Raw genomic sequence first — 20,548 nt, 5'->3', positions numbered from 1 at the left:
TCCTCCCTCCTTCACGCGTCCTCCCCTTTGCGCCGGAACCACCACAGCTGCGCCAGGGTGACCGCGAGGACCACCACGAACAGCACGAAGGCGGCGGCGCTCGCGGTGCCCCAGTCGCCGTAGCCGAAGGCCAGCCGGTACATCTCCAGCGCGGCCACGTCGGTCGCGTCACCCGGCCCGCCCTGGGTCATCACGATGATCAGTGCGAACGACTGCAGGCCGGTGAGGAACTGGGTGACGCACACGAACAGCAGGGACGGCCGCAGCAGCGGCAGGGTGATCCTCCAGAAGACGGTGACGGGCCCTGCGCCGTCGAGCGCCGCGGCTTCGTAGTACGACTCCGGGACGGACTTCAGGCCGGCGGTCAGGACGAGGATCGCCGAGCCGAGCGAGGCCCAGGCCTGGACGACCACCACCGAGGGCAGCGCGGTGTCCGGGTCCGCGAGGAACGCCACCGAGTCGAGTCCGACGGCGTTGAGGACGCCGTTGACCAGACCGCCCGGCTCGTACATGTACTTCCACACGTTGCCGACGGCGACGACGGTCGTGACGATCGGCAGGAAGTACAGGGTGCGCCACAGCCCCTGGAACCGCAGCCTGTCGATGCAGGTCGCGACGAGCACCGAGCCCGTCAGGGCGAGGGCGACGGTGCCCAGGGCGAACAGCAGCGTGTTGGTGAGGATCGGTGTCAGGAACGTCGACCCGTCCGCGAACAGGCCGGTGAAGTTGTCCAGGCCGACCGGCTCGATGTCGCGGAGGGCGAACCCGGACCAGCGGGACGTCGACAGCAGCAGCGCGAAGCCGAGCGGCAGGACCAGGAAGACCGCGAAGAACAGCAGCACCGGCGCCAGGAAGAGGTAGGCGACGACGGTCTGGCGGCGCCGGTGGCGGACGCGGGCGTCGACGGCGGGTCCGAGGGCCCGCGCACGAGGGGTCCGCTCGGCGGTCTCCGGGACCAGGGCGTTCACCATGAGCGCGCCACCTCCTGATCGACCTGACGGCGGGTGACGCGCAGCGCCTCCTCGACCGACCGCCGGCCGGTCCACAGCGCCTCGATGTTCTTGCGCAGCAGCGACTTGGCCCGCTGGGCGCCCGGCACGTTCGGCTCCGGCACCGCGTAGGCCAGCGCGTCCAGGAACGGCCGCAGGTTCGGATCGCCGCCCCCGCCCTTCCCGCCGCCCGCGCCCAGGAGCGTCCGCATGTCGTCGGCGCGCCCGGTCAGGGAGCCGACCGATACCTGGAGGGCGCTCATCCGGGTCGCCGCCGCACCCTTCCCGCGGCCCGTCCTCTCGGCGTTGAGCCAGCGCAGGAACTCCCATGCCTCGCGCGGGTGCGCGCTTGCCGTGTTGACTCCGAGCATGAAACCGGTGCAGAGCGTGGCGCGTTCGCCGCCCGCCTCCGGGAGGGGCACCGGCGCGACACCGACATCGCGGTAGTCCGTGCCCATCAGGGTCTTCAGGCTCCCGGTCCACCAGCCGGCGCTGATCACCATGGCGACCTGCCCGGACGGGAAGGCGCGGTAGACGTTGACGCCGGGCGAGCTCGCCCCTTCGGCGACGAGGCGGTGCTCCAGGTCGAACACGGCCCGCCCGGCCGGTGAGTCGATGGCCGTGCTCCTGCCGTCCGCCGAGACGAACGTTCCGCCGGCGGCGTTGAGCAGCGCGAGCGTCTGGCCGACGGTGGTGGAGTCGTCGTAGGTGGACAGGCCGAAACCCTGGACGAGCGTGTTGCCGTACCGGTCCCGCCTGGTGGTGCGGTAAGCCGTCTCCTCCAGCTCACGCCAGGTGCGCGGTGGCCCGTCGAGCCCGGCCGCGCGCAGCAGCCGCTTGTTGTAGTACAGGGCGTACGTCTGGAGCTCGGTGGGGTAGCCGTACACCCTGCCGCCCACCGACGCGGCGCCGACCGCGGCGGCGCTGTAGCCGCGCCTGATCTCCTCGGCGTGCTCGGCCGGGGCGGGCCGCAGGACGCCGGCCCGGACGAGCTGGCCGTTCCACAGGCAGTACGGGTGGAGGATGTCGGCGCCCTGGCCGGCGGCCTGCCGGACCATGAAGGTGGTCAGCAGGTCCGTGAACTCGACGGCCTTCGTGCGCACCTTGACCCGGTCGTGCGTGGCGTTCCACTCGTCCACCGGGCCCCGCAGCGCCTCCTTGAGCTCCCCGCTCGCGTAATGGGAGAGCACGGTGAGGACGATCGGGTCCCCGGGCCGCCCGGTGCCCCGGTGCGGCGCCGCACAGCCGGAGGCGAGCAGCGCCGAGGGGAGCGCGAGGGCGAAGCGGCGACGGCTCAGGGGGCCTGCGGCGCGCGGTGACTGACGGTTGGACAGGCCCTTGATGCGGCGGGACGGCGTCATCGGGCGGCCTCCCGGCGCAGCACGCGGAACACCCGGGTCGTGGTGAAGCCCGCCGCGCGGTACAGCCGGCCCGCCGGGGACCGCTCGCCGGTCCACAGGAACCACGCGGAGTGCGCGCCGCCCGCCCGCATCCGCTCCAGGACCAGGTGGAGCAGGACCGTGCCGAGCCCGGTGCCGCGCATCTCCTCCAGCACGCCGAACGGGCCGAACCGCTCGTCCGCCGACGCGTACGCGCCGTGCATCGCCCAGCCGGCCAGGCGGCCCGACGGGTCCCGGGCGACGACGATCCGGTCGAGCGGCGTGCCGGCGGCCACGCACTCCCGGATCGCCCGCGCCCAGTCCGGGTCGAAGTGGCTCCCGGCGAGCGCGAGCAGGTCCACGAGGTCGTCGTCGGACGGGGTGGCGAACCGGTGGCCGCGGGCCGTCAGTTCGTCCCGCCGGCGCGCGGCCACGTCGGGGAAGCGGTAGCCGACCAGGCCGCGGTCCATCGCCGCCGCCTCGTACAGGGTCCGGAAGCCGAGGGATTCGAGGAGCTTCGCCGCTTCCGGGTACGTCTCGGCGTCCAGCCCGGGGAGGACGTAGTTCGGGGTGTACGAGGAGAAGTCCACGCGGGTGCGGCCGTGGCCGTGCAGCCAGTCGAGGGCGTCGGTCAGCAGCCGGCGGCCGAGGCCGCGCCCGCGGGCGGCCGGGTCGACGAAGAAGAACGGGATCCAGCCCTGCTCCGGCTCCAGGTCGGTGCCGCTCATCGGCGTCAGTCGGCGCACCGCGTAGGCCGCGCCGAGAACCCGGTCGCCGTCGACGGCGACCCGGAGCCCCTCCGGATCGAAGTTGGCGTCGAGCAGCACCAGGGAGCGGAAGCGGTCCGGGGTGATGGGGTCGGCCGGCGCGCTCCGCCGCCACGCCTCCACCAGCCGGGGTCCGTCACCCACGCGAAAGCCACGCGTCCCCGCCCGGGACGCGGTCGTGCGGTCGGTCATCGGCGGGGTGTCCTTCCATGGGTCACGGCCTCGGCCCCGGAGCCGGGGCGTACGACGGCGGCCGTGGGGTCAGGGGTAGAGCAGCGCGTCGGCACCGGCCCAGTCGGCGGGCGGTGCCGGCGGGGCGCACAGTGGCAGGGGGTCGTCGCCCGCGTCGACGGCGCGCCGCAACCGGTCGGAGCCCCACAGCAGGTCGATGAAGGGACGGTGGCCGGTCTCCCCGGCTGCCTCGGCGCCGCCGTCCTCGGTGTGCCAGGCGAAGTCGTCCGGGTACAGCCGCCGCAGCGTGGCGAGCATCGCGACGGCGGTGCGTACGGGAGCGAACGCCACGGGGTCGGTGAGGTGCAGCTGGACCCCGCGCAGCGGCCGTCCGGCGTGTTTGTGGAAGGTCGGTACGAAGCGCAGGTCACGGAAGTGCACTCCCGGCAGGGCGAGTTCGGCGAGCGCGGGCGCGAACCGCGCGTCGAGGTAGGGCGCCCCGACGATCTCGAAGGGCTGCGTGGTGCCCCTGCCCTCGGAGAGATTCGTCCCCTCGAACAGGCAGGTGCCCGGGTAGACGGCGGCCGTGGCGGGCGTCGGGATGTTCGGCGAGGGCGCGATCCACGGCAGGCCGGTGGCCGCGGCGTCCATGGCGCGCTGCCAGCCGGCCACCTCGATCACCGTCAAGTCGGCAGGGCTTCCCGCGACGTCCGGGACAGCGGAGGAGTTGAGGTGCCGGGCGAGTTCGCCGCAGGTGAGACCGTGCCGGACCGGTATCGGGGCGCGCCCGACGAAGCTGGCCCACGCCGGGTCGAGCAGCGGGCCCTCGCTGACGAGCCCCCCGAGCGGATTCGGCCGGTCGGCGACCACGAACCGCACGCCCGTACGGGCCGCCGAGACCATCAGGTCGAACATCGTCCACACGTAGGTGTAGAACCGGGCCCCGATGTCCTGGAGGTCGAACACCAGGGCGTCGAGGCCGCTGTCGAGCAGCAGGGTGTCGAGGCGCTCGCCGTCGCACCGATAAGTGTCGTGGACCGGCAGGCCGGTGGTGGGGTCCCGCCGGGCGGTCCCGCCCTGCCCGGCCTGGCCGGTTCCGTGCAGCCCGTGCTCGGGTCCGAACAGGGCGACCAGCGGCGCGCCGGCCGCGAGCAGCGCGGGTGCGGCGGGGCGCAGGTCGGGGAGGACGCCGGTGTGGTTGGTCACCAGCCCCAGCCGGCCGGGCCCGGCGAGTCGGGGCGACGCGTGCAGTCGTGCGATCCCGGTCGTCACCGCGACGCGGTCGTCCGTGCTCATCCGTTGCCCCGTCTGCCGGTGACGTCTCCAAGGGTGGGGCGCAATTTACTGGTATGTCCGGGAATTTTGCAATGATTCAGGGCGGTTGGCACCGAGATGGCGGTTCGTGCCGGAAGACGACGTTCGCGGTGGCGGGCGTCGTGGCAGACATCACCTCATGACCACCGCGATCGTCGTCGGCGGCGGCCCCAACGGACTCACCGCCGCCGCGCTCCTCGCCCGGGCCGGGCTGGACGTCACCCTCCTGGAGGCCGCCGACGAGGTCGGTGGCGGCACCCGCAGCGAGGAGGCGATCCTGCCCGGCCTGCTGCACGACCACTGCTCGGCCGTCCACTCCATGACCGTCACCTCGCCCGCGCACAGGGCGCTGGACCTCGCACGCCACGGACTGCGCTGGCGGCTGCCGGACGTCGACTGCGTCCACCCCCTGGACGACGGTACGGCGGGGGTGCTGCTGCGCTCGGTCAAGGACACCGCCCGCATGCTCGGCCCCGACGGCCCCCGCTACCGGCGCCTGCTGGAGCCCTCGGCGCGCCACTGGGAGGCCCTGAGCCACGACGTGCTGGGCCCCCTCCTGCGCGTCCCCTCCCACCCCCTGCTCCTGGCCCGCTTCGGCGTGCCCACCCCACTGCCCGCCACCCTGCTCGCCCGCCTCTTCTCCACCACCCGGGCCCGGGCCCTGTGGGGCGGGGTCGCGGCGCACTCCTTCCGCCCGCTGTCCGAGCCGTTCGGCTCGGCCATCGGGCTCGGCGTCCTCGCCGCCGGCCACGCCACCGGATGGGCCGTCGCGGAAGGCGGCTCCCAGGCCATCGCCCGCAGCCTGGAACGGGCACTCCGCGCGCACGGAGGCCGCGTCCGGACCGGCGTCCGCATCACCCACCACGCCCAGATCCCGCCCGCCGACGTCACCCTCCTCGACCTCGACCCCGGGCAGATCGCCCGTGTCTACGGCGACCGGCTGCCCGCCCGCGTGCTCCGCGCCTACCAGCGCTTCCGGCGCGGCCCCGCCGCGTTCAAGGTGGACCTGGCCGTGGAACAGGGCGTGCCGTGGACGAACGGACACGCCCGACGGTCCGGTTTCGTGCACCTCGGCGGCACGCTCGCCGAGGTCGCACGGGCGGCGAGGGACGTGCACGAGGGCCGTATGCCCGAGCGCCCCTTCGTCCTGGTCGCCCAGCAGTACCTGGCCGACCCCGGCCGGTCCGTCGGCGACGTCCACCCCGTCTGGGCCTACGCCCACGTTCCCCACGGATACGACGGCGACGCCACGGAAGCCGTCCTCGGCCGGCTCGAACGCTTCGCCCCCGGCACCCGGGACCGCATCGTCGGCCTGCGTACCACCTCACCGGCCGGCTTCGCCGCCGCCAACCCCAACTTCGCCGGCGGCGACATCCTCACCGGCGCCAGGACCGTCCCCCAGCTCCTGTTCGGCCCGCGCCCCGCGCTCGACCCCTACTCCACCACCCTGCCCGGCGTCTTCTGCTGCTCCGCCGCCACCCCGCCGGGCCCCGGCGCCCACGGCATGTGCGGCGCCGGGGCGGCGGCCTCGGCCCTGCGCCACCTCGGTGCGACGCCGGACTGGTGACGCGGACGGGCGCGTCGTAGGCGTGTCAGACGCCCAGCGCCCGGCTCACCGTCGCCGCCGCCTGCCGTACGGCGGGGGCCAGCCGGTCGGGGCGGGCGGTCGTCGGCGCCGTCACGGACAGGGCCGCCACCGCGCTGCCGTTCCGGAACACCGGGGCGGCGAGGGAGAGTTCACCCAGGCGGTACTCCTGGTGCGCCTGCGCCAGTCCGGTCGCGCGCACCCGGGCCAGCTGGGCACCGAGCGTGCCGGGGGCGGTGACGGTGTACGGGGTGTGGCGGACGGCGTCCGGGGGCGGGCCGGCCGCGGTACGGGTGCCGTGGCCGGCGACCCGGCCGGGCGCGCCGCCGTCCTCCCACCCGCCGCCGAACCCGGACCCGACCCCGTAGGCCAGCAGCACCTTGCCCGCCGCCGTGGCGTGCAGCGGCAGCCGTTCGCCGGTGACCAGGCAGAGGGCCGCGCCGTCGGCCGGGATCGTCACGTCGGCGTGGCCGCCGGTACGGGTGGAGAGGGTGCGCAGCGCCGGCAGGGCCGTGGCGAGGAGTCCGCGGGGGCAGGGCGCGGCGGCGCCGAGGGTGCGGATACGGGTGCCCAGGCGGTAGGAGCCGTCGGCCGCCCGCTCCAGCCCGCCCCAGGTCACCAGTTCGCGCACCATGCGCAGCGCGGTCGGCACGGGCAGCCCCGTGCGGCGGGCGATGTCCGTCAGGCGGAGGGTGTCCGGCGCGTCCCCGAACGCGTCCAGCACGGACAGGACCCGCCCGGCCACGCTCTCGGCCATACCGTTCCTCCGCGTCCGCAGCCCGTGTTCTCGGTCGGTTTTCGCTCAGTGAAACCCGGACGTTGGCGCCGTACGCCCCAGCCCGTCAGGGTCAACACATGACTCTCGGCCTCTCTTCCGACCAGCTCCTGTCCACCACACGCGCCGTCCGCCACCGTCTCGACCTCACCCGGCCGGTGCCGCGCCGGCTGCTGGAGGAATGCGTCGACCTGGCGGTCCAGGCGCCGACCGGACGCAACCGGCAGCGCTGGCACTTCGTCATCGTCACCGACCCGGCCCGGCGGGCCGCCCTGGCGGACGTGTGGCGGGCCGGTGTGAGCACGCCGGGCGCCGGTGAACCGCTGCCGGAACGGGATGTGCGGCGCGCGAGCGTGGCCCGGATGGACCGGGTCTACTCCGGCGCCGCGCACCTCTACGAGCACCTCCACGAGGTCCCGGCGCTCGTCGTCCCGTGCGTGGAGGGCCGTACCGACGACGCGCCCGTGCTGCGCCAGGCCGGCACCTGGGGGTCCATCCTGCCGGCCGTGTGGAGCTTCATGCTCGCCGCCCGTGCCCGGGGCCTGGGCACCTGCTGGACCACCGGGAACCTCGTGCACGAGCGGGAGTCGGCCCGGGTGCTGGGCATCCCGTACGAGGACGTCATGCAGGCGGCGCTCATCCCCGTCGCGTACACCCTCGGCACCGACTTCCGGCCGGCCAACCGCATTCCACGGGAGCGGGTGCTCCACTGGGAAGAGTTTTGAACATGTTCAATTCCAGGCGTACGCTGCCGCCATGAGCGACAGAGCCGCCCTGCTCAAGGGCATCCGCGTCTGGCTGGCCCTCTTCGTCGTGTGTCTCGTGCTCAGCGGGGCCACCGCCTTCCCGCTGGTGCACGAACTGCGCTGGACCGAGAGCGCGTTGCGCGCGCTGTCCGTGCCGGAGCACCTGCCGGGGCTGATGGCGTGGATCTCCCGGGTGCGGGAGGGGCTGGACACCGTCGACGCCGACCAGCCCTTCGTCCTGTACGGCACCGACTGGCTCGCCTTCGCGCACCTCGTCATCGCGGTCGCGTTCTACGGCCCGTACCGCGACCCCGTCCGCAACATCTGGGTGGTCGAGTTCGGGATGATCGCCTGTGCCGGGATCATCCCGCTCGCCCTCGTCTGCGGACCGGTCCGCGGGATCCCCTTCTGGTGGAGCGTCATCGACATGTCGTTCGGGGTCTTCGGAGTGGTCCCGCTGTACGTCGTACGGAAGAGGATCAAGCGGCTGGAAGCGCTCGGCGCACCGCCGGCGCTCCCGGCCGCCACCACTGCGGGCTGAATCCGGTGCCCGGCGAACGGCCCCGCTCCGGTCAGCGGTTGAACGCCGGGAACGCGAAGCGCTGGGCGACGGCCAGGCCGTCGCCCTTCGCGTCCGTGGAGTTGACCGAGTAGACCAGGGTGCGGGACAGGTCCGGGGTCGCGGCGATCACCGTCGCGTATCCGGGGCGCGAACCGGTCTTGCCCCAGATCACCTTGCCGTTCACCTCGAACCGCTCCAGCCCCGCGCCGTACCGCGCCCCGGGCACGTCCGGCAGCGTGAACATCTCCTTCAGCTCCGGCCGCGGCACCACCCGGCCGCGGAACACCCCGACCAGCAGCCGCTCCAGATCGGCGGTCGTGGAGATCATGTCGCCGGCCGCGAACCGGTCGGACATGTTCCAGTCGGTCACGTCGACCAGCTTGCCGTCGATCCAGTCGTAGCCCCGGTTGTGCGGGCCGTGGATCCGGGGGTCCGTGCCGGCCGGGAAGGAGCTGTGCCGCATGCCGAGCGGCCGGAAGACCCGCACCTCGGCCTGGTGCGCGTACGAGTCGCCGGTCACCTTCTCGATGAGCATGCCGAGCACGGTGTAGTGGATGTTGCCGTAGGTCTGCCGCGTACCCGGAGCGTACGCCGGACCCCCCGCCACGGCGTCCGCCACGACCTGCCGGGGCGTCAGCGTCTCGAAGCGGTGCGGATAGCCCTCCTCCACCGTGTCGCCGAGGGACGAACCCGGGCGCAGACCGCTGGTGTAGTTCAGCAACTGCCGCACGGTGACCGGCGCGAAGTCCTCGGTGAGCAGGCCCGGCAGATACCGCTGCACGGTCCCGTCGAGATCGATCCGGCCCTCCGCGGCCAGTTGCAGCACGATCGACGCGGTCACCACCTTCGTCACCGAACCGGCCCGGAAGCGCGCGTTCTCCAGGGCCGGCGCCCCGGTGCGCACGTCCCGCACCCCGGCCGTCCCGCGCCAGGTCCCGTCGCCGCCGACACGGAGCAGCGCGGCGGTGGCGTCGTGGTCGGGCAGCCCGGCGACGGCGGCGGCGAGGGCCTCGGCGTCGGGGCCGGTCGTGGCGGATGCCGGTGCGGCGGACGTCGAGGACGCGGATGCCAAGGGCGCGGTCGCGGCGAAGGCGGGGGCGGCCAGCGGGCCGGCGGCCACCGCGGTGACGAGGGCGGCGGCCAGGAGGACGGAACGGCTGGTGCGGGGCATGCGGGACTCCTTGAGGGGGCCGGACGTCGGACACCGGAAGACGGTGCGTGATCATCCTCCGGTGCCGGACCGGGCCGCGGATCCTCACCGAGGAGGGCGTACGACCCTTGCTCGACCCCGATCAACCAGCCGCTGCCCTAGGGGAGTTGCCCGGGATCACCCCTACGGTGCGCCCCCGCGCGGGTGTAGTGCTCCTGCGCGGCCATCACCTCGTCGCGGTGCTCGAACGCCCAGGCGCCGAAGGCGTCGATCGGTGCGAGCAACGTCCGCCCCAGCGTGGTGAGTCCGTACTCCACGCGGGGTGGCGAGCCGCCGTAGGCCCGTCGTTCCACCAGGCCGTTGAACTCCAGCCGCCGCAGGGTCTCGGTCAGTACCTTCTGACTGATCCCGCCGATGTGCTCGCGCAGGGCGACCGGCCGCCGCGGTCCGTCCCTGAGAGCCCACACCACCACCGAGTTCCAGGTGTTGGCGAGCAGGTCGAAGGCGAGCCGGGCCCGGCAGTCGGCGAGGAAGGCGTGGTCGTCGGTCACGTACCGAATGGTGCCCGAGCGGCTTCCTACTGTCCTGTCCGTAACCGACACACCCGCTGGGGAGGACGTTGTGCGCATAGGGATTCTCGGTACGGGCTCGATGGCCCGGGCGCTGGGCGGACAGTGGGAGCGGGCCGGGCACGAGGTGGTCGCGGCCGGCCGGTCGCGCGGCGACCTGCGGGCGGCGGCGGAGCACGGCACCGACGCGGTGCTGCTGGCCGTGCCCCACGCGGCGGCCGTGGACGTGGTCACAGGGCTGGAAGAGGCCCTGCGCGGACGGGTGCTGATCGACTGCACCAACCCCGTGGGCCCCGGCTTCGCCCTGCTCACGGCCGGCGGCCCGGCGGCGGCCGAGCGCATCGCCGCCGCCGCGCCCACCGCCCGCGTGGTCAAGGCGTTCAACATCTGCCACGAGAGCGTCTGGCGGCTGACCCCGCCCGTCTTCGCCGGCCGCCCGCTGGCGGTCCCGCTGTGCGGGGACGACGAGGCCGCGCTCACGGTCGTACGACGGCTCGTGCGCGACCTGGGCTGTGTGCCGCTGCACGCCGGCGGACTGGACCGGTCCGGGCTGCTGGAGGCGACGGCAGCACTCCTGATCCGGCTATGGGTGGCGGAGGGCGCCGACGCCCAGGCGATCGTGCCCCCGCTGGAGTTCTCCGGGGCCTAGGCATGTCACCGGCGTCCCGGGACAGCACCATAGCCCCGGGGTGCACCTAGCCCGCGGTGCGCAGGGCGTGCAGGACGTCGATCCGGTTCGTCGTGACCGAGTCGACGCCCAGGTCGAGCAGGCGGCTCATGGAACGGCGGGTGTCCGGGGTCCAGACGGACAGCAGGAGACCGTCGTGGTGGACGCGGGCCGCCAGCTCCCGGCTCACCAGGGAGAAGCGGTAGTTGAGCCAGCGCGGACGGATCGCGGCGAGCAGCGCGGGCCGGGGCGGCGCCAGGGTCGTCCAGGTCAGGGCGATCTCGGCGGCCGGTTCGGCGGCGCGGACGGCGAGCATCGCCTCGGCGTGCGCGCTGTAGTAGACCCGCTCCCCGGCCCCGCACTGCCGGACCACGTCCAGGGTCCGCGCGACCGTGCGGCGGCCGACCGGTCCGCACAGGTCCACCAGCACCCTGCTGTCCCCGGTCACGGCCAGCGCCTGCGCCAGCGTCGGCACACCGCCCGCCGTGAGCCCGTCCAGCTCGTCGGCGGACAGCGCGGCGAGCGGCCGGTCGACCTCCCACAGCCGCCGCAGCGTGTCGTCGTGCAGCAGCACGGGGACGCCGTCCCGGGTGAGCCGTACGTCGACCTCGACGGCGTCCGCGCCCCGGTCGAGCGCGGACCGCAGCGAGTCGAGGGTGTTCTCGCGGAAACGGTAGGGGTCGCCGCGGTGGGCCACGGCGGTCAGCGTCTGCATGGCCCCCATTGTGGCCGGTGTCAGGAGGCCGGCCAGGCGGCGGTGTACGTGTCGATCTCCGCCGTGATCCGCGCCTTGCCCGCCGCGTCCAGGAAGGATGCCTCCACGGCGTTCTTCGCCAGGTCGGCCAGGCCCCGCTCGTCCAGGTCCAGGAGCCGGGCGGCCACCGCGTACTCGTTGTTCAGGTCCGTACCGAACATCGGCGGGTCGTCGGAGTTGATCGTGACCAGCACCCCGGCCCGCGCGAACTCCTTGAGCGGGTGCTCCTCCAGCGTGCGGACCGCGCGGGTGGCGATGTTGGAGGTCGGGCACACCTCCAGCGGTACGCGGTGCTCGGCGAGGTGGGCGAGCAGCTTGGGGTCCCGCGCCGAGCTGGTGCCGTGCCCGATCCGCTCGGCACGCAGCTCCGTCAGCGCGTCCCACACGGTCTCCGGGCCGGTCGTCTCCCCGGCGTGCGGGACGGAGCGCAGACCGGCCGCGATGGCCCGGTCGAAGTACGGCTTGAACTGCGGCCGGGGCACGCCGATCTCCGGTCCGCCGAGCCCGAACGACACCAGGCCCTCCGGGCGGAGCCGGTCGTCGGTGGCCAGCCGCACCGTCTCCTCGGCCGACTCCAGACCGGCCTCACCGGGGATGTCGAAGCACCAGCGCAGTACGGTCCCGAACTCGGCCTCGGCGGCCTTCCGGGCGTCCTCGATCGCGTCCATGAACGCCCGCGCGTCTATGCCGCGCCGGGTGGAGGAGAACGGGGTGATGGTCAGCTCGGCGTACCGCACCTGCTGCCGGGCCATGTCGCGGGCCACCTCGTAGGTGAGCAGCCGGACGTCCTCCGGGGTGCGGATGAGGTCCACGACCGACAGGTACACCTCGATGAAGTGCGCGAAGTCGGTGAAGGTGAAGTAGTCGGCCAGGGCCTCGGGGTCGCTGGGGACCTTGGAGTCGGGGTGGCGGGCGGCCAGTTCGGAGACGATGCGGGGGGAGGCGGAGCCGACGTGGTGGACGTGCAGTTCCGCCTTGGGCAGTCCGGCGATGAAGGCGCGCAGATCGCGGTCGGCGGTGCCGGTGGCGGGTACGGAGCTGTCGGTCAAGGGGTCCTCCCCGGGACGGGCGCCCGCGGCACGTGGTCCGTGGCACGTCGTGCGGTGGACGTGGTCCGTGGTGCGGGCGCGATGATCGGCTGATCGGGTTGCGCCGCATCATCGTAGGCCCCGGGCCGCGGTGGCCGGCGCTGCCCGTAGCATGACGGGACGTCCAGCTGAGGGGTGTGCCGACCATGTCCGACGAGGTGCCGCAGTCCACGCCGGGGGAGCAGAGCGCCGGGCACCACTCCGCGATACCCGGGGTCTCCTTCGACAAGGAACCGGAGCGGACGGCACCGGCGGCCCGGGGAGCGGATGAGGAACGGGTCCAGGACGCCGTTCCCGCCCCAGGCTCCGTCCACGACCAGCGGACGGTGACCTCACTGCCGGCGTTCCCGGAGCCGGCCGCACCCGCCGACGGCGCGCCCGCGCCCTGGGCCGGCCCAGCCGGGGGGTCCGCCTCCACAGCCCCGACGCCCCGGCCGAACCCCTTCGCGCCGCCGTCCGCGACGCCCCATCCCGACCCGTTCGCGCCGCCGTCTCCGGCAGCCCAGCCCGACCCGTTCGCCCCGCCGTCCGCTGCCTCGCAGCCGAACGGTTTCGCGTCTCCGGCTGCCGGTGCGGAGTCGAACCCTTTCGCGGCGCCGGCTACAGCCTCGGGATCGAACCCCTTCGCGTCTCCCGCCCCCGCGCCGCAGCCGAACCCCTACACGCCCCCGGCGAACCCCTTCGCCCCGCCGGCGTTCCCCGCCGGCCCGCACGGGGGAGCGGAGCCGGTGCCGCCGCCTCCCATCGCCCCTGACGGCCCCGGCCAGGTGCCGTACGGCTATCCGGGCACCGCGCCCGCGTACGGCTACCCGGGCCCGCAGCAGGCCCCGTACGGCGGTGTCGCCCCCTACCCCGCCGCCCACGGCTACGCCTGGCCCGGCATGCAGCCGCCTCCGAGCAACGGCATGGGTACGGCCTCGCTGGTGCTGGGGATCATCTCGGCGGTCGGTTTCATCATGTGGCCGATCGCGCTGGTGCTGGGCATCCTGGCCCTGATCTTCGGCGGACTGGGCCGGGGCAAGGCCAACCGGGGCGAGGCGACGAACCCGGGCGTGGCTCTGGCCGGCATCATCTGCGGCGCCGCCGGGATCGTCCTGGTGCTGGGCCTGTTCGCCCTGCTCATCGCGACGAACACCTGACAGGCCGGCCGGCCCCCCGATCCCGGTCACCCTGCCTGATCCCGGCCGGCCCGCCCCAACCCGCCGAAACACCCGGCAGCCGCCCCGCCACCGCCGGCGGGCCGCCGACCGCCGAAGCAACCCGGCAGCCACCCCGCACCGCCGGCGGGCCGCCGACCGCCGAAACCACCCGGCAGCCACCCCGCCACCGCCAGTGGACCGCCGACCGCCGAAGCAACCCGGCAGCCACCCCGCCACCGCCAGTGGACCGCCGACCGCCGAAACCACCCGGCAGCCACCCCGCACCGCCGGCGGGCCGCCAACCGCCGAAACCACCCCGCACCACCCGGCAGCCACCCCGGCACCACCCCCGCCGAAGCGCCGCAGGCCTACGCTCCCGCGCCCGCCAGTCGCTCCCGGGCTTCCATCAGTGCGAAGCCCAGGAGGTTCAGGCCGCGCCAGCGCTCGGGGTCCGAGGCGGCCTCGTCGTCCGCTGCCAGGCCGATGCCCCATATCCGGTCCACGGGGCTCGCCTCCACCAGCACCCGCTCCCCGGTCCCCAGCAGGAACATGCCGAGGTCGTCATCGGCGGCGAACTTGTGCACACTGCCCTCGACGACCAGCCGGAAGCGTTCCCGCGTCCACACCGCGTCGTCGAAGCCCCGCACCAGCCGGCCCACCTTCTTCGCCTCGGCGGGGTGCTCCGCGGCCAGCACCCGGCGCTCGGCCTCCGCGTCCCCGAACAGCCGGGCCTTGCCCGCCATCATCCAGTGCTCGGCCGTCGCGTACCGCACGCCGTCCACCACGAACGGCGACGGCCACCACTGGCTCAGACAGCCGGCGCCGATTCGGCCGTCCGGCCGCGGCCGGTGTCCCCAGAAGTGCAGATACCTGATCCGGGACCCCGCCCGGACCTCCTTGATCAGGGCGTCCACCCCGTCGATCTTCCCCATGCACGCGAGTGTGGCACGCACCACTGACACTCCGTCCGCCCTTTTCCACCCCGACTCGACACCTGGTCGACAGATTCCGTCGCGTAACCAAAAGGCAACAACGGAATCACTTGTTGGCGTCCGGCCCCTCTGTCAGGATCGGCACTCAAATCGAGCTGGAGCCACGCCCCCCGCCCCTCGGGACGGGCGCACGGCGGAGGAGAGCGACATGCACAACCCGGGCACCGCCACCCCGGAACGATTCCCCGCACAGGACCGCCTCGCGGACGGCGCGCAGTTCATCGCGGGCCGGCCCGCCCAGGGCACCTCGGGCCGCACCCACTCCGTGGTCGACCCGGCCACCGGCACCGAGGTGTACACGTACGAGCTGGCCGGTACCGACGACGTCGACGCGGCCGTCGCCGCCGCGCGCGCCGCCTTCCCGGGCTGGGCCGGCGCCACTCCGGGCGAGCGCTCGGACGCCCTGCACCGGTTCGCCGCCGTGCTCGCCGACCGCGCCGAGGAGTTCGCCCGCGCGGAGTCCCTCCAGTGCGGCAAGCCGCTCAAGCTCACCCGCGAGTTCGACGTGCCGGGGACCATCGACAACACCGCGTTCTTCGCGGGCGCCGCCCGGCATCTGCAGGGGCAGTCCGCCGGTGAGTACTCCGGCGACCACACGTCGTACGTCCGGCGCGAGCCCATCGGTGTCGTCGGCTCCGTCGCACCCTGGAACTACCCGCTCCAGATGGCCGCCTGGAAGATCCTCCCGGCGATCGCCGCCGGCAACACGATCGTGCTGAAGCCCGCCGAGCTGACCCCGCTGACCTCGCTGCTGTTCGCCCAGGCAGCCACGGACGCCGGCATCCCGGACGGCGTGGTCAACATCGTCACCGGGACCGGCGAGGAGGCCGGTGAGCACCTCGTCGGGCACCCCGACGTGGCCATGACCTCCTTCACCGGGTCCACCGCCGTCGGCAAGCGCGTCGCCGAGATCGCCACCGCCACCGTCAAGCGGCTCCACCTGGAGCTGGGCGGCAAGGCGCCCTTCGTCGTCTTCGACGACGCCGACCTGGAGGCCGCCGTGCACGGCGCGGTCGCCGGCGCGCTCATCAACACCGGACAGGACTGCACGGCCGCCACGCGCGCGTACGTGCAGCGCCCGCTGTACGAGGCGTTCGTGGAGCGTACGGCCGCGCTGATGGAGACCGTGCGGCTCGGCGACCCGTTCGCGCCCGGCACCGACCTCGGGCCGCTGATCTCACACGTCCAGCGCGACCGGGTCGCCGGCTTCGTGGACCGCGCGCGGGGCTACGCGCGCGTGGTGACCGGCGGGGAGGCTCCCCAGGGCGACCTGAAGGACGGCGCCTACTACCGGCCCACGCTGATCGCCGACGCGGCCCAGGACAGCGAGATCGTCCAGTCGGAGATCTTCGGCCCGGTACTGGTCGTACTGCCGTTCGACAGTGATGATGAGGGCATCCGGCTGGCCAACGACACCCCGTACGGCCTCGCGGCCTCCGCGTGGAGCGGCAGCGTCTACCGCGCGAACCGGGCCACCCGCGAGATCAAGGCGGGCTGCGTCTGGATCAACGACCACATCCCGATCATCAGCGAGATGCCGCACGGCGGCTACAAGGCCTCCGGCTTCGGCAAGGACATGTCGGCGTACTCCTTCGAGGAATACACGCAGGTCAAGCACGTAATGTTCGACAACACCGCGGTCGCCAGGAAGGACTGGCACCGCACGATCTTCGGGGACCGCTAGCGACGACCCGGCCACCGACCAGGCCGATCCTCCGAAAGGGCACCACGCGCATGGAGCAGTACGAGCCCGACCGCCTCACCCCGCCCCAAGTGGCCGCCATGCGGCGCAGCTTGCGCAACGGCAGGGCCGCCCTGACCCGCCGGTCGCTGCTGCGGGCGTCCGCGGGCGGCGCGCTCGCCGCCGGCGGCCTCGGGGCGCTGAGCGGCTGCGGGATCCCCGCCGCGGGCAAGACCCAGGGCGGCACCTCCGCCCAGGACCACTCCGCCCGGGAGAAGGTGGTGAACTTCTCCAACTGGACCGAGTACATCGACGTCGACGACAGCGGCAAGCACCACCCCACCCTGGAGACCTTCCGCCGGCGGACCGGGATCACGGTCGACTACACCGAGGACATCAACGACAACAACGAGTTCTTCGGCAAGATCAAGCCGCAGCTCGCCGCGGGACAGGACACCGGCCGGGACATCCTCGTCCTCACCGACTGGCTGGCCGCCCGGCTGATCCGCCTCGGCTGGGTGCAGAAGCTAGACCCGTCGAACCTCCCGCACGCGTACACCAACCTCTCGCCCCAGTTCCGCAACCCCGACTGGGACCCCGGGCGGGCGTACTCGTACCCCTGGCAGGGCATCTCCACCGTGATCGCCTACAACAAGAAGGCGCTCGACGGCATCGAGGTGAAGTCGGTCTCCGACCTGCTCGACAACCCCAAGCTCAAGGGACGCGTGGGCTTCCTGTCGGAGATGCGGGACTCCATCGGCATGACCCTGCTCGACATGGGCAAGGACCCGGCGAAGTTCACCGACGACGACTTCGACGCGGTGATCGCCCGCCTCCAGAAGGCCGTCGACAAGGGCCAGATCCGCCGCTTCACCGGCAACGACTACACCTCCGACCTGACCAAGGGAGACTTCGCCGCCTGCGTCGCCTGGGCCGGGGACGTGGTCCAGCTCAAGGCGGACAGCCCGGACGTCGACTTCGTCATCCCCGACAGCGGCTACATGACGTCGACCGACAACATGTGCGTCCCCAACAAGGCGCGGCACAAGACGAACGCCGAACGGCTCATGGACTTCTACTACGAGCCCGAGCAGGCCGCCGCGCTCGCCGCCTACATCAACTACGTGACGCCGGTCGACGGGGTGAAGCCCTACCTTGCGAAGATCGACAAGGACGCGGCGGACAACCCGCTGATCGTCCCCGACAAGGCCATGCAGGCGAAGTCCCACGCCTTCCGCTCCCTGAGCCAGAAGGAAGAGACGGCCTACGAAGAGAAGTTCGCGAAGCTCACAGGGGCGTGACGACGATGAAGACGACATCAGACAACAGCGGCGACGTCCGCCTCTCCGGCATCTCCAAGACCTACGGCTCCTTCACCGCCGTGCACCCGCTGGAGCTGACCGTGCCCGAGGGCTCCTTCTTCGCCCTGCTCGGCGCCTCAGGCTGCGGCAAGACCACCACCCTGCGCATGATCGCCGGCCTGGAGGAGCCCACGACGGGCACGGTCCGGCTCGGCGACCAGGACGTCACCCACCTGCCGCCGTACAAACGGCCGGTGAACACGGTCTTCCAGTCCTACGCCCTCTTCCCGCACCTCGACATCTTCGAGAACGTCGCCTTCGGTCTGCGCCGGCGCGGCATCAAGAGCGTGAAGAAGCAGGTGGAGGACATGCTGGAGCTGGTCCAGCTCGGCGAGCAGGCGCGCAAGAAGCCGCACCAGCTCTCCGGCGGCCAGCAGCAGCGCGTCGCCGTGGCGCGCGCGCTGATCAACCACCCCAAGGTGCTCCTGCTGGACGAGCCGCTCGGCGCCCTGGACCTGAAGCTGCGCCGCCAGATGCAGCTGGAGCTCAAGCGCATCCAGACCGAGGTCGGCATCACCTTCATCCATGTCACGCACGACCAGGAGGAGGCCATGACCATGGCCGACACGGTCGCCGTGATGAACGGCGGCCGGGTCGAGCAGCTCGGCTCGCCGGCCGACCTGTACGAGAACCCGCAGAGCACCTTCGTCGCGAACTTCCTCGGCACCTCCAACCTCATCGAGGCCGAGGTCGACACGAAGAACGGCGACGACATCGTGCTGAAGGCGGGCGGCGGCAAGCTGGTGCTGCCCGAGGCGCGGTGTTCCGCCCCGACGGCGGTCGGCGGCAAGGTGCTGGTCGGTATCCGCCCGGAGAAGATCTCGCTCACGCACGCCGACGACGCGGGGGAGATCCCCGAGGGCCGCAACCGCCTCACCGGCAAGATCGCCGACGCGAGCTTCATCGGCGTCTCCACGCAGTACGTCATCGACAGCCCGGTCTGCGACGAGCTGGCGGTGTACGTGCAGAACGTCGAGCGGGACGGCCGGCTCGTCCCCGGCGCCGACGTGGTGCTGCACTGGAGCCCGGCGCACACGTTCGGGCTGGACGCGGCTCAGTCCCTGCTTGCCGGGACAGTGGGCTCCGCGGGCACCGAGGAAGAGGTCGCCGCCTGATGTCCACCCTCACCGAGGCGCCCCCGCCCCTCGCCCCCGCGACCCCGGAGAAGAAGCCTCCGCGCAGGCGCGGCCGGTTCACCCCGTACTGGCTGCTGCTGCCCGGCATGCTGTGGCTGATCGTCTTCTTCGCGCTGCCGATGCTCTACCAGGCCTCCACCTCCGTGCAGCAGGGCTCCCTGGAGGAGGGCTACAAGGTCACCTGGCACTTCGCGACGTACTGGGACGCCCTGTCCGCGTACTGGCCGCAGTTCCTGCGGTCCGTCTTCTACGCCGCCGCCGCGACCGTGCTGTGCCTGCTGCTCGGCTACCCGCTGGCCTATCTCATCGCCTTCCGCGCGGGCCGCTGGCGCAACCTGATCATGATCCTGGTGATCGCGCCGTTCTTCACCAGCTTCCTGATCCGCACGCTGGCCTGGAAGACGATCCTCGCGGACAACGGCGTGGTCGTGCACACCCTGAACTCGCTGCACATCCTGGACCTCACCAACTGGCTCGGCTGGACGGCCGGCGACCGCGTCCTGGCCACCCCGCTCGCGGTCGTCTGCGGTCTGACGTACAACTTCCTTCCGTTCATGATCCTTCCGCTGTACACCTCGCTGGAGCGGATCGACGGCCGGCTGCACGAGGCGGCCGGCGACCTGTACGCCAAGCCGTGGACGACCTTCCGCAAGGTCACCTTCCCGCTGTCCATGCCGGGCGTGGTCTCCGGGACCCTGCTCACCTTCATCCCGGCGGCCGGTGACTACGTCAACGCCGAACTCCTCGGCTCCACCGACACCCGCATGATCGGCAACGTCATCCAGACGCAGTTCCTGCGCATCCTGGACTATCCGACGGCCGCGGCCCTCTCCTTCATCCTCATGGCCGCGATCCTGGCCATGGTCACGCTCTACATCCGCCGCTCCGGGACGGAGGATCTGGTCTAAATGCCCTTCGTCACCTGGCTCAAGCGCCATCTCGTCGTCATCGCCGGACTGCTGACGCTCGCCTATCTCCTGCTGCCGAACGTCATCGTCACGGTGTTCTCCTTCAACAAACCGAAGGGGCGCTTCAACTACGAATGGCAGCGGTTCTCCACGGACGCCTGGAAGGACCCCTGTGGTGTCGCCGGCATGTGCGGCTCGCTGTCCCTCAGCCTCCAGATCGCCGTGTGGGCGACGGTCGGCGCCACGGTCCTCGGCACGATGATCTCCTTCGCGCTGGTCCGCTACCGCTTCCGCGCGCGCGGCGCCGTCAACTCGCTGATCTTCCTGCCGATGGCGATGCCCGAGGTCGTCATGGCCGCCTCGCTGCTCACCCTGTTCCTCAACATGGGCGCCCAGCTGGGCTTCTGGACGATCCTCATCGCCCACATCATGTTCTGTCTGAGCTTCGTCGTCACCGCGGTCAAAGCGCGTGTGATGTCGATGGACCCGCGCCTGGAGGAGGCCGCCCGGGACCTGTACGCCGGTCCCGTGCAGACCTTCCTGCGGGTCACCCTGCCCATCGCGGCACCGGGTATCGCCGCGGGCGCGCTCCTGTCGTTCGCGCTCTCCTTCGACGATTTCATCATCACCAATTTCAACGCGGGCTCGACCGTCACCTTCCCCATGTTCGTGTGGGGCTCCGCCCAGCGCGGCACGCCCGTCCAGATCAATGTGATCGGCACGGCCATGTTCCTGGTCGCCGTTCTCTTCGTGCTGACGTCGATGGTCATCAGCAATCGCCGGAACAAGCAAAAGGCATGAGCCCTTTCCCGGAA

Annotated in this window: 20 protein-coding genes; 10 read left to right on the top strand and 10 right to left on the bottom strand. The window is 72.6% G+C overall.

What is annotated here, in order from left to right; all coding sequences use genetic code 11:
• Positions 1–11: 11 nt before the first annotated feature.
• The 4 genes from C3492_RS08535 to C3492_RS08520 form a co-directional block, all read right to left on the bottom strand.
• Entirely contained in the window at positions 12–971 is a 960-nt protein-coding gene (locus C3492_RS08535) for a carbohydrate ABC transporter permease (RefSeq protein ID WP_103811144.1), read from the bottom strand.
• Positions 965–2,350, bottom strand: coding sequence for an extracellular solute-binding protein (locus C3492_RS08530; RefSeq protein WP_258055562.1), 1,386 nt, complete (start codon positions 2,348–2,350; stop codon positions 965–967). Before C3492_RS08530 ends, C3492_RS08535 begins: the two co-directional genes overlap by 7 nt.
• Complete coding sequence (locus C3492_RS08525) at positions 2,347–3,327, bottom strand: N-acetyltransferase (protein ID WP_181140269.1); 981 nt, start codon at positions 3,325–3,327, stop codon at positions 2,347–2,349. Before C3492_RS08525 ends, C3492_RS08530 begins: the two co-directional genes overlap by 4 nt.
• A 69-nt stretch (positions 3,328–3,396) precedes the next feature.
• Positions 3,397–4,602: an exo-beta-N-acetylmuramidase NamZ domain-containing protein gene (locus tag C3492_RS08520; RefSeq protein WP_103811143.1), complete on the bottom strand. Its 1,206-nt coding sequence runs from the start codon at positions 4,600–4,602 to the stop codon at positions 3,397–3,399.
• A gap of 157 nt (positions 4,603–4,759) precedes the next feature.
• Between C3492_RS08520 and C3492_RS08515 the strand changes: the two genes are divergently transcribed.
• Positions 4,760–6,187, top strand: coding sequence for an NAD(P)/FAD-dependent oxidoreductase (locus tag C3492_RS08515; RefSeq protein WP_103811142.1), 1,428 nt, complete (start codon positions 4,760–4,762; stop codon positions 6,185–6,187).
• A 25-nt stretch (positions 6,188–6,212) separates the two neighbouring features.
• Here C3492_RS08515 and C3492_RS08510 read toward each other — a convergent pair whose 3' ends face one another.
• Positions 6,213–6,962 carry an IclR family transcriptional regulator gene (locus C3492_RS08510; RefSeq protein WP_103811141.1) on the bottom strand — a complete coding sequence of 250 codons (750 nt, stop codon included), beginning with the start codon at positions 6,960–6,962 and terminating at the stop codon, positions 6,213–6,215.
• A gap of 98 nt (positions 6,963–7,060) precedes the next feature.
• Between C3492_RS08510 and C3492_RS08505 the strand changes: the two genes are divergently transcribed.
• Together C3492_RS08505 and C3492_RS08500 are read left to right on the top strand one after the other, a co-directional pair.
• On the top strand, positions 7,061–7,705 hold the full coding sequence (locus C3492_RS08505) for a nitroreductase family protein (protein WP_103811140.1): 645 nt from the start codon (positions 7,061–7,063) through the stop codon (positions 7,703–7,705).
• Between the two features lie 31 nt (positions 7,706–7,736).
• Positions 7,737–8,267, top strand: coding sequence for a hypothetical protein (locus tag C3492_RS08500; RefSeq protein ID WP_103811139.1), 531 nt, complete (start codon positions 7,737–7,739; stop codon positions 8,265–8,267).
• Between the two features lie 31 nt (positions 8,268–8,298).
• On the opposite strand, the gene C3492_RS08495 is transcribed toward C3492_RS08500, so the two are convergent.
• On the bottom strand, positions 8,299–9,459 hold the full coding sequence (locus tag C3492_RS08495; protein ID WP_103811138.1) for a serine hydrolase: 1,161 nt from the start codon (positions 9,457–9,459) through the stop codon (positions 8,299–8,301).
• 137 nt (positions 9,460–9,596) lie between these two features.
• The gene (locus C3492_RS08490) at positions 9,597–9,989 is read right to left on the bottom strand and encodes a helix-turn-helix domain-containing protein (RefSeq protein ID WP_103811137.1); all 393 of its coding nucleotides are present in this window, start codon (positions 9,987–9,989) and stop codon (positions 9,597–9,599) included.
• 70 nt (positions 9,990–10,059) lie between these two features.
• Between C3492_RS08490 and C3492_RS08485 the strand changes: the two genes are divergently transcribed.
• Positions 10,060–10,656, top strand: coding sequence for an NAD(P)-binding domain-containing protein (locus tag C3492_RS08485; RefSeq protein WP_308461131.1), 597 nt, complete (start codon positions 10,060–10,062; stop codon positions 10,654–10,656).
• Between the two features lie 46 nt (positions 10,657–10,702).
• Here the strand turns inward: C3492_RS08485 and C3492_RS08480 are convergent, their stop codons facing one another.
• Together C3492_RS08480 and C3492_RS08475 are read right to left on the bottom strand one after the other, a co-directional pair.
• Positions 10,703–11,389 (bottom strand): glycerophosphodiester phosphodiesterase, encoded by a 687-nt coding sequence (locus tag C3492_RS08480; RefSeq protein WP_181140268.1) that lies wholly within the window; start codon positions 11,387–11,389, stop codon positions 10,703–10,705.
• A gap of 20 nt (positions 11,390–11,409) precedes the next feature.
• Positions 11,410–12,477 carry an adenosine deaminase gene (locus C3492_RS08475; RefSeq protein ID WP_103811134.1) on the bottom strand — a complete coding sequence of 356 codons (1,068 nt, stop codon included), beginning with the start codon at positions 12,475–12,477 and terminating at the stop codon, positions 11,410–11,412.
• Positions 12,478–13,244: 767 nt separating this feature from the next.
• On the opposite strand from C3492_RS08475, the gene C3492_RS08470 reads away from it, so the two are divergent.
• Positions 13,245–13,655 (top strand): DUF4190 domain-containing protein, encoded by a 411-nt coding sequence (locus tag C3492_RS08470; protein ID WP_103811313.1) that lies wholly within the window; start codon positions 13,245–13,247, stop codon positions 13,653–13,655.
• Positions 13,656–14,023: 368 nt separating this feature from the next.
• Here the strand turns inward: C3492_RS08470 and C3492_RS08465 are convergent, their stop codons facing one another.
• Positions 14,024–14,587, bottom strand: a complete 564-nt coding sequence (locus C3492_RS08465; RefSeq protein WP_103811133.1) for an NADAR family protein — start codon at positions 14,585–14,587, stop codon at positions 14,024–14,026.
• 208 nt (positions 14,588–14,795) lie between these two features.
• Here C3492_RS08465 and C3492_RS08460 point away from each other — a divergent pair, with 208 nt between their 5' ends.
• From C3492_RS08460 to C3492_RS08440, 5 genes are read left to right on the top strand one after another with little or no spacing between them, the layout of a single operon-like run.
• Positions 14,796–16,331, top strand: coding sequence for a gamma-aminobutyraldehyde dehydrogenase (locus C3492_RS08460; protein WP_103811132.1), 1,536 nt, complete (start codon positions 14,796–14,798; stop codon positions 16,329–16,331).
• 50 nt (positions 16,332–16,381) lie between these two features.
• On the top strand, positions 16,382–17,629 hold the full coding sequence (locus tag C3492_RS08455; protein ID WP_103811131.1) for a spermidine/putrescine ABC transporter substrate-binding protein: 1,248 nt from the start codon (positions 16,382–16,384) through the stop codon (positions 17,627–17,629).
• A 5-nt stretch (positions 17,630–17,634) separates the two neighbouring features.
• Positions 17,635–18,804 carry an ABC transporter ATP-binding protein gene (locus C3492_RS08450; RefSeq protein ID WP_181140267.1) on the top strand — a complete coding sequence of 390 codons (1,170 nt, stop codon included), beginning with the start codon at positions 17,635–17,637 and terminating at the stop codon, positions 18,802–18,804.
• Positions 18,804–19,733 carry an ABC transporter permease gene (locus C3492_RS08445; protein ID WP_103811129.1) on the top strand — a complete coding sequence of 310 codons (930 nt, stop codon included), beginning with the start codon at positions 18,804–18,806 and terminating at the stop codon, positions 19,731–19,733. Before C3492_RS08450 ends, C3492_RS08445 begins: the two co-directional genes overlap by 1 nt.
• Positions 19,734–20,534: an ABC transporter permease gene (locus C3492_RS08440; RefSeq protein WP_103811128.1), complete on the top strand. Its 801-nt coding sequence runs from the start codon at positions 19,734–19,736 to the stop codon at positions 20,532–20,534.
• The last annotated feature ends 14 nt before the right edge of the window (positions 20,535–20,548 follow it).

Source organism: Streptomyces sp. Ru62 (assembly GCF_002920615.1).
Classification (GTDB): Bacteria; Actinomycetota; Actinomycetes; order Streptomycetales; family Streptomycetaceae; genus Streptomyces.
The sequence above is the reverse complement of the archived record's forward strand: the minus strand, read 5'-3'. Positions and strand labels throughout refer to the sequence as shown.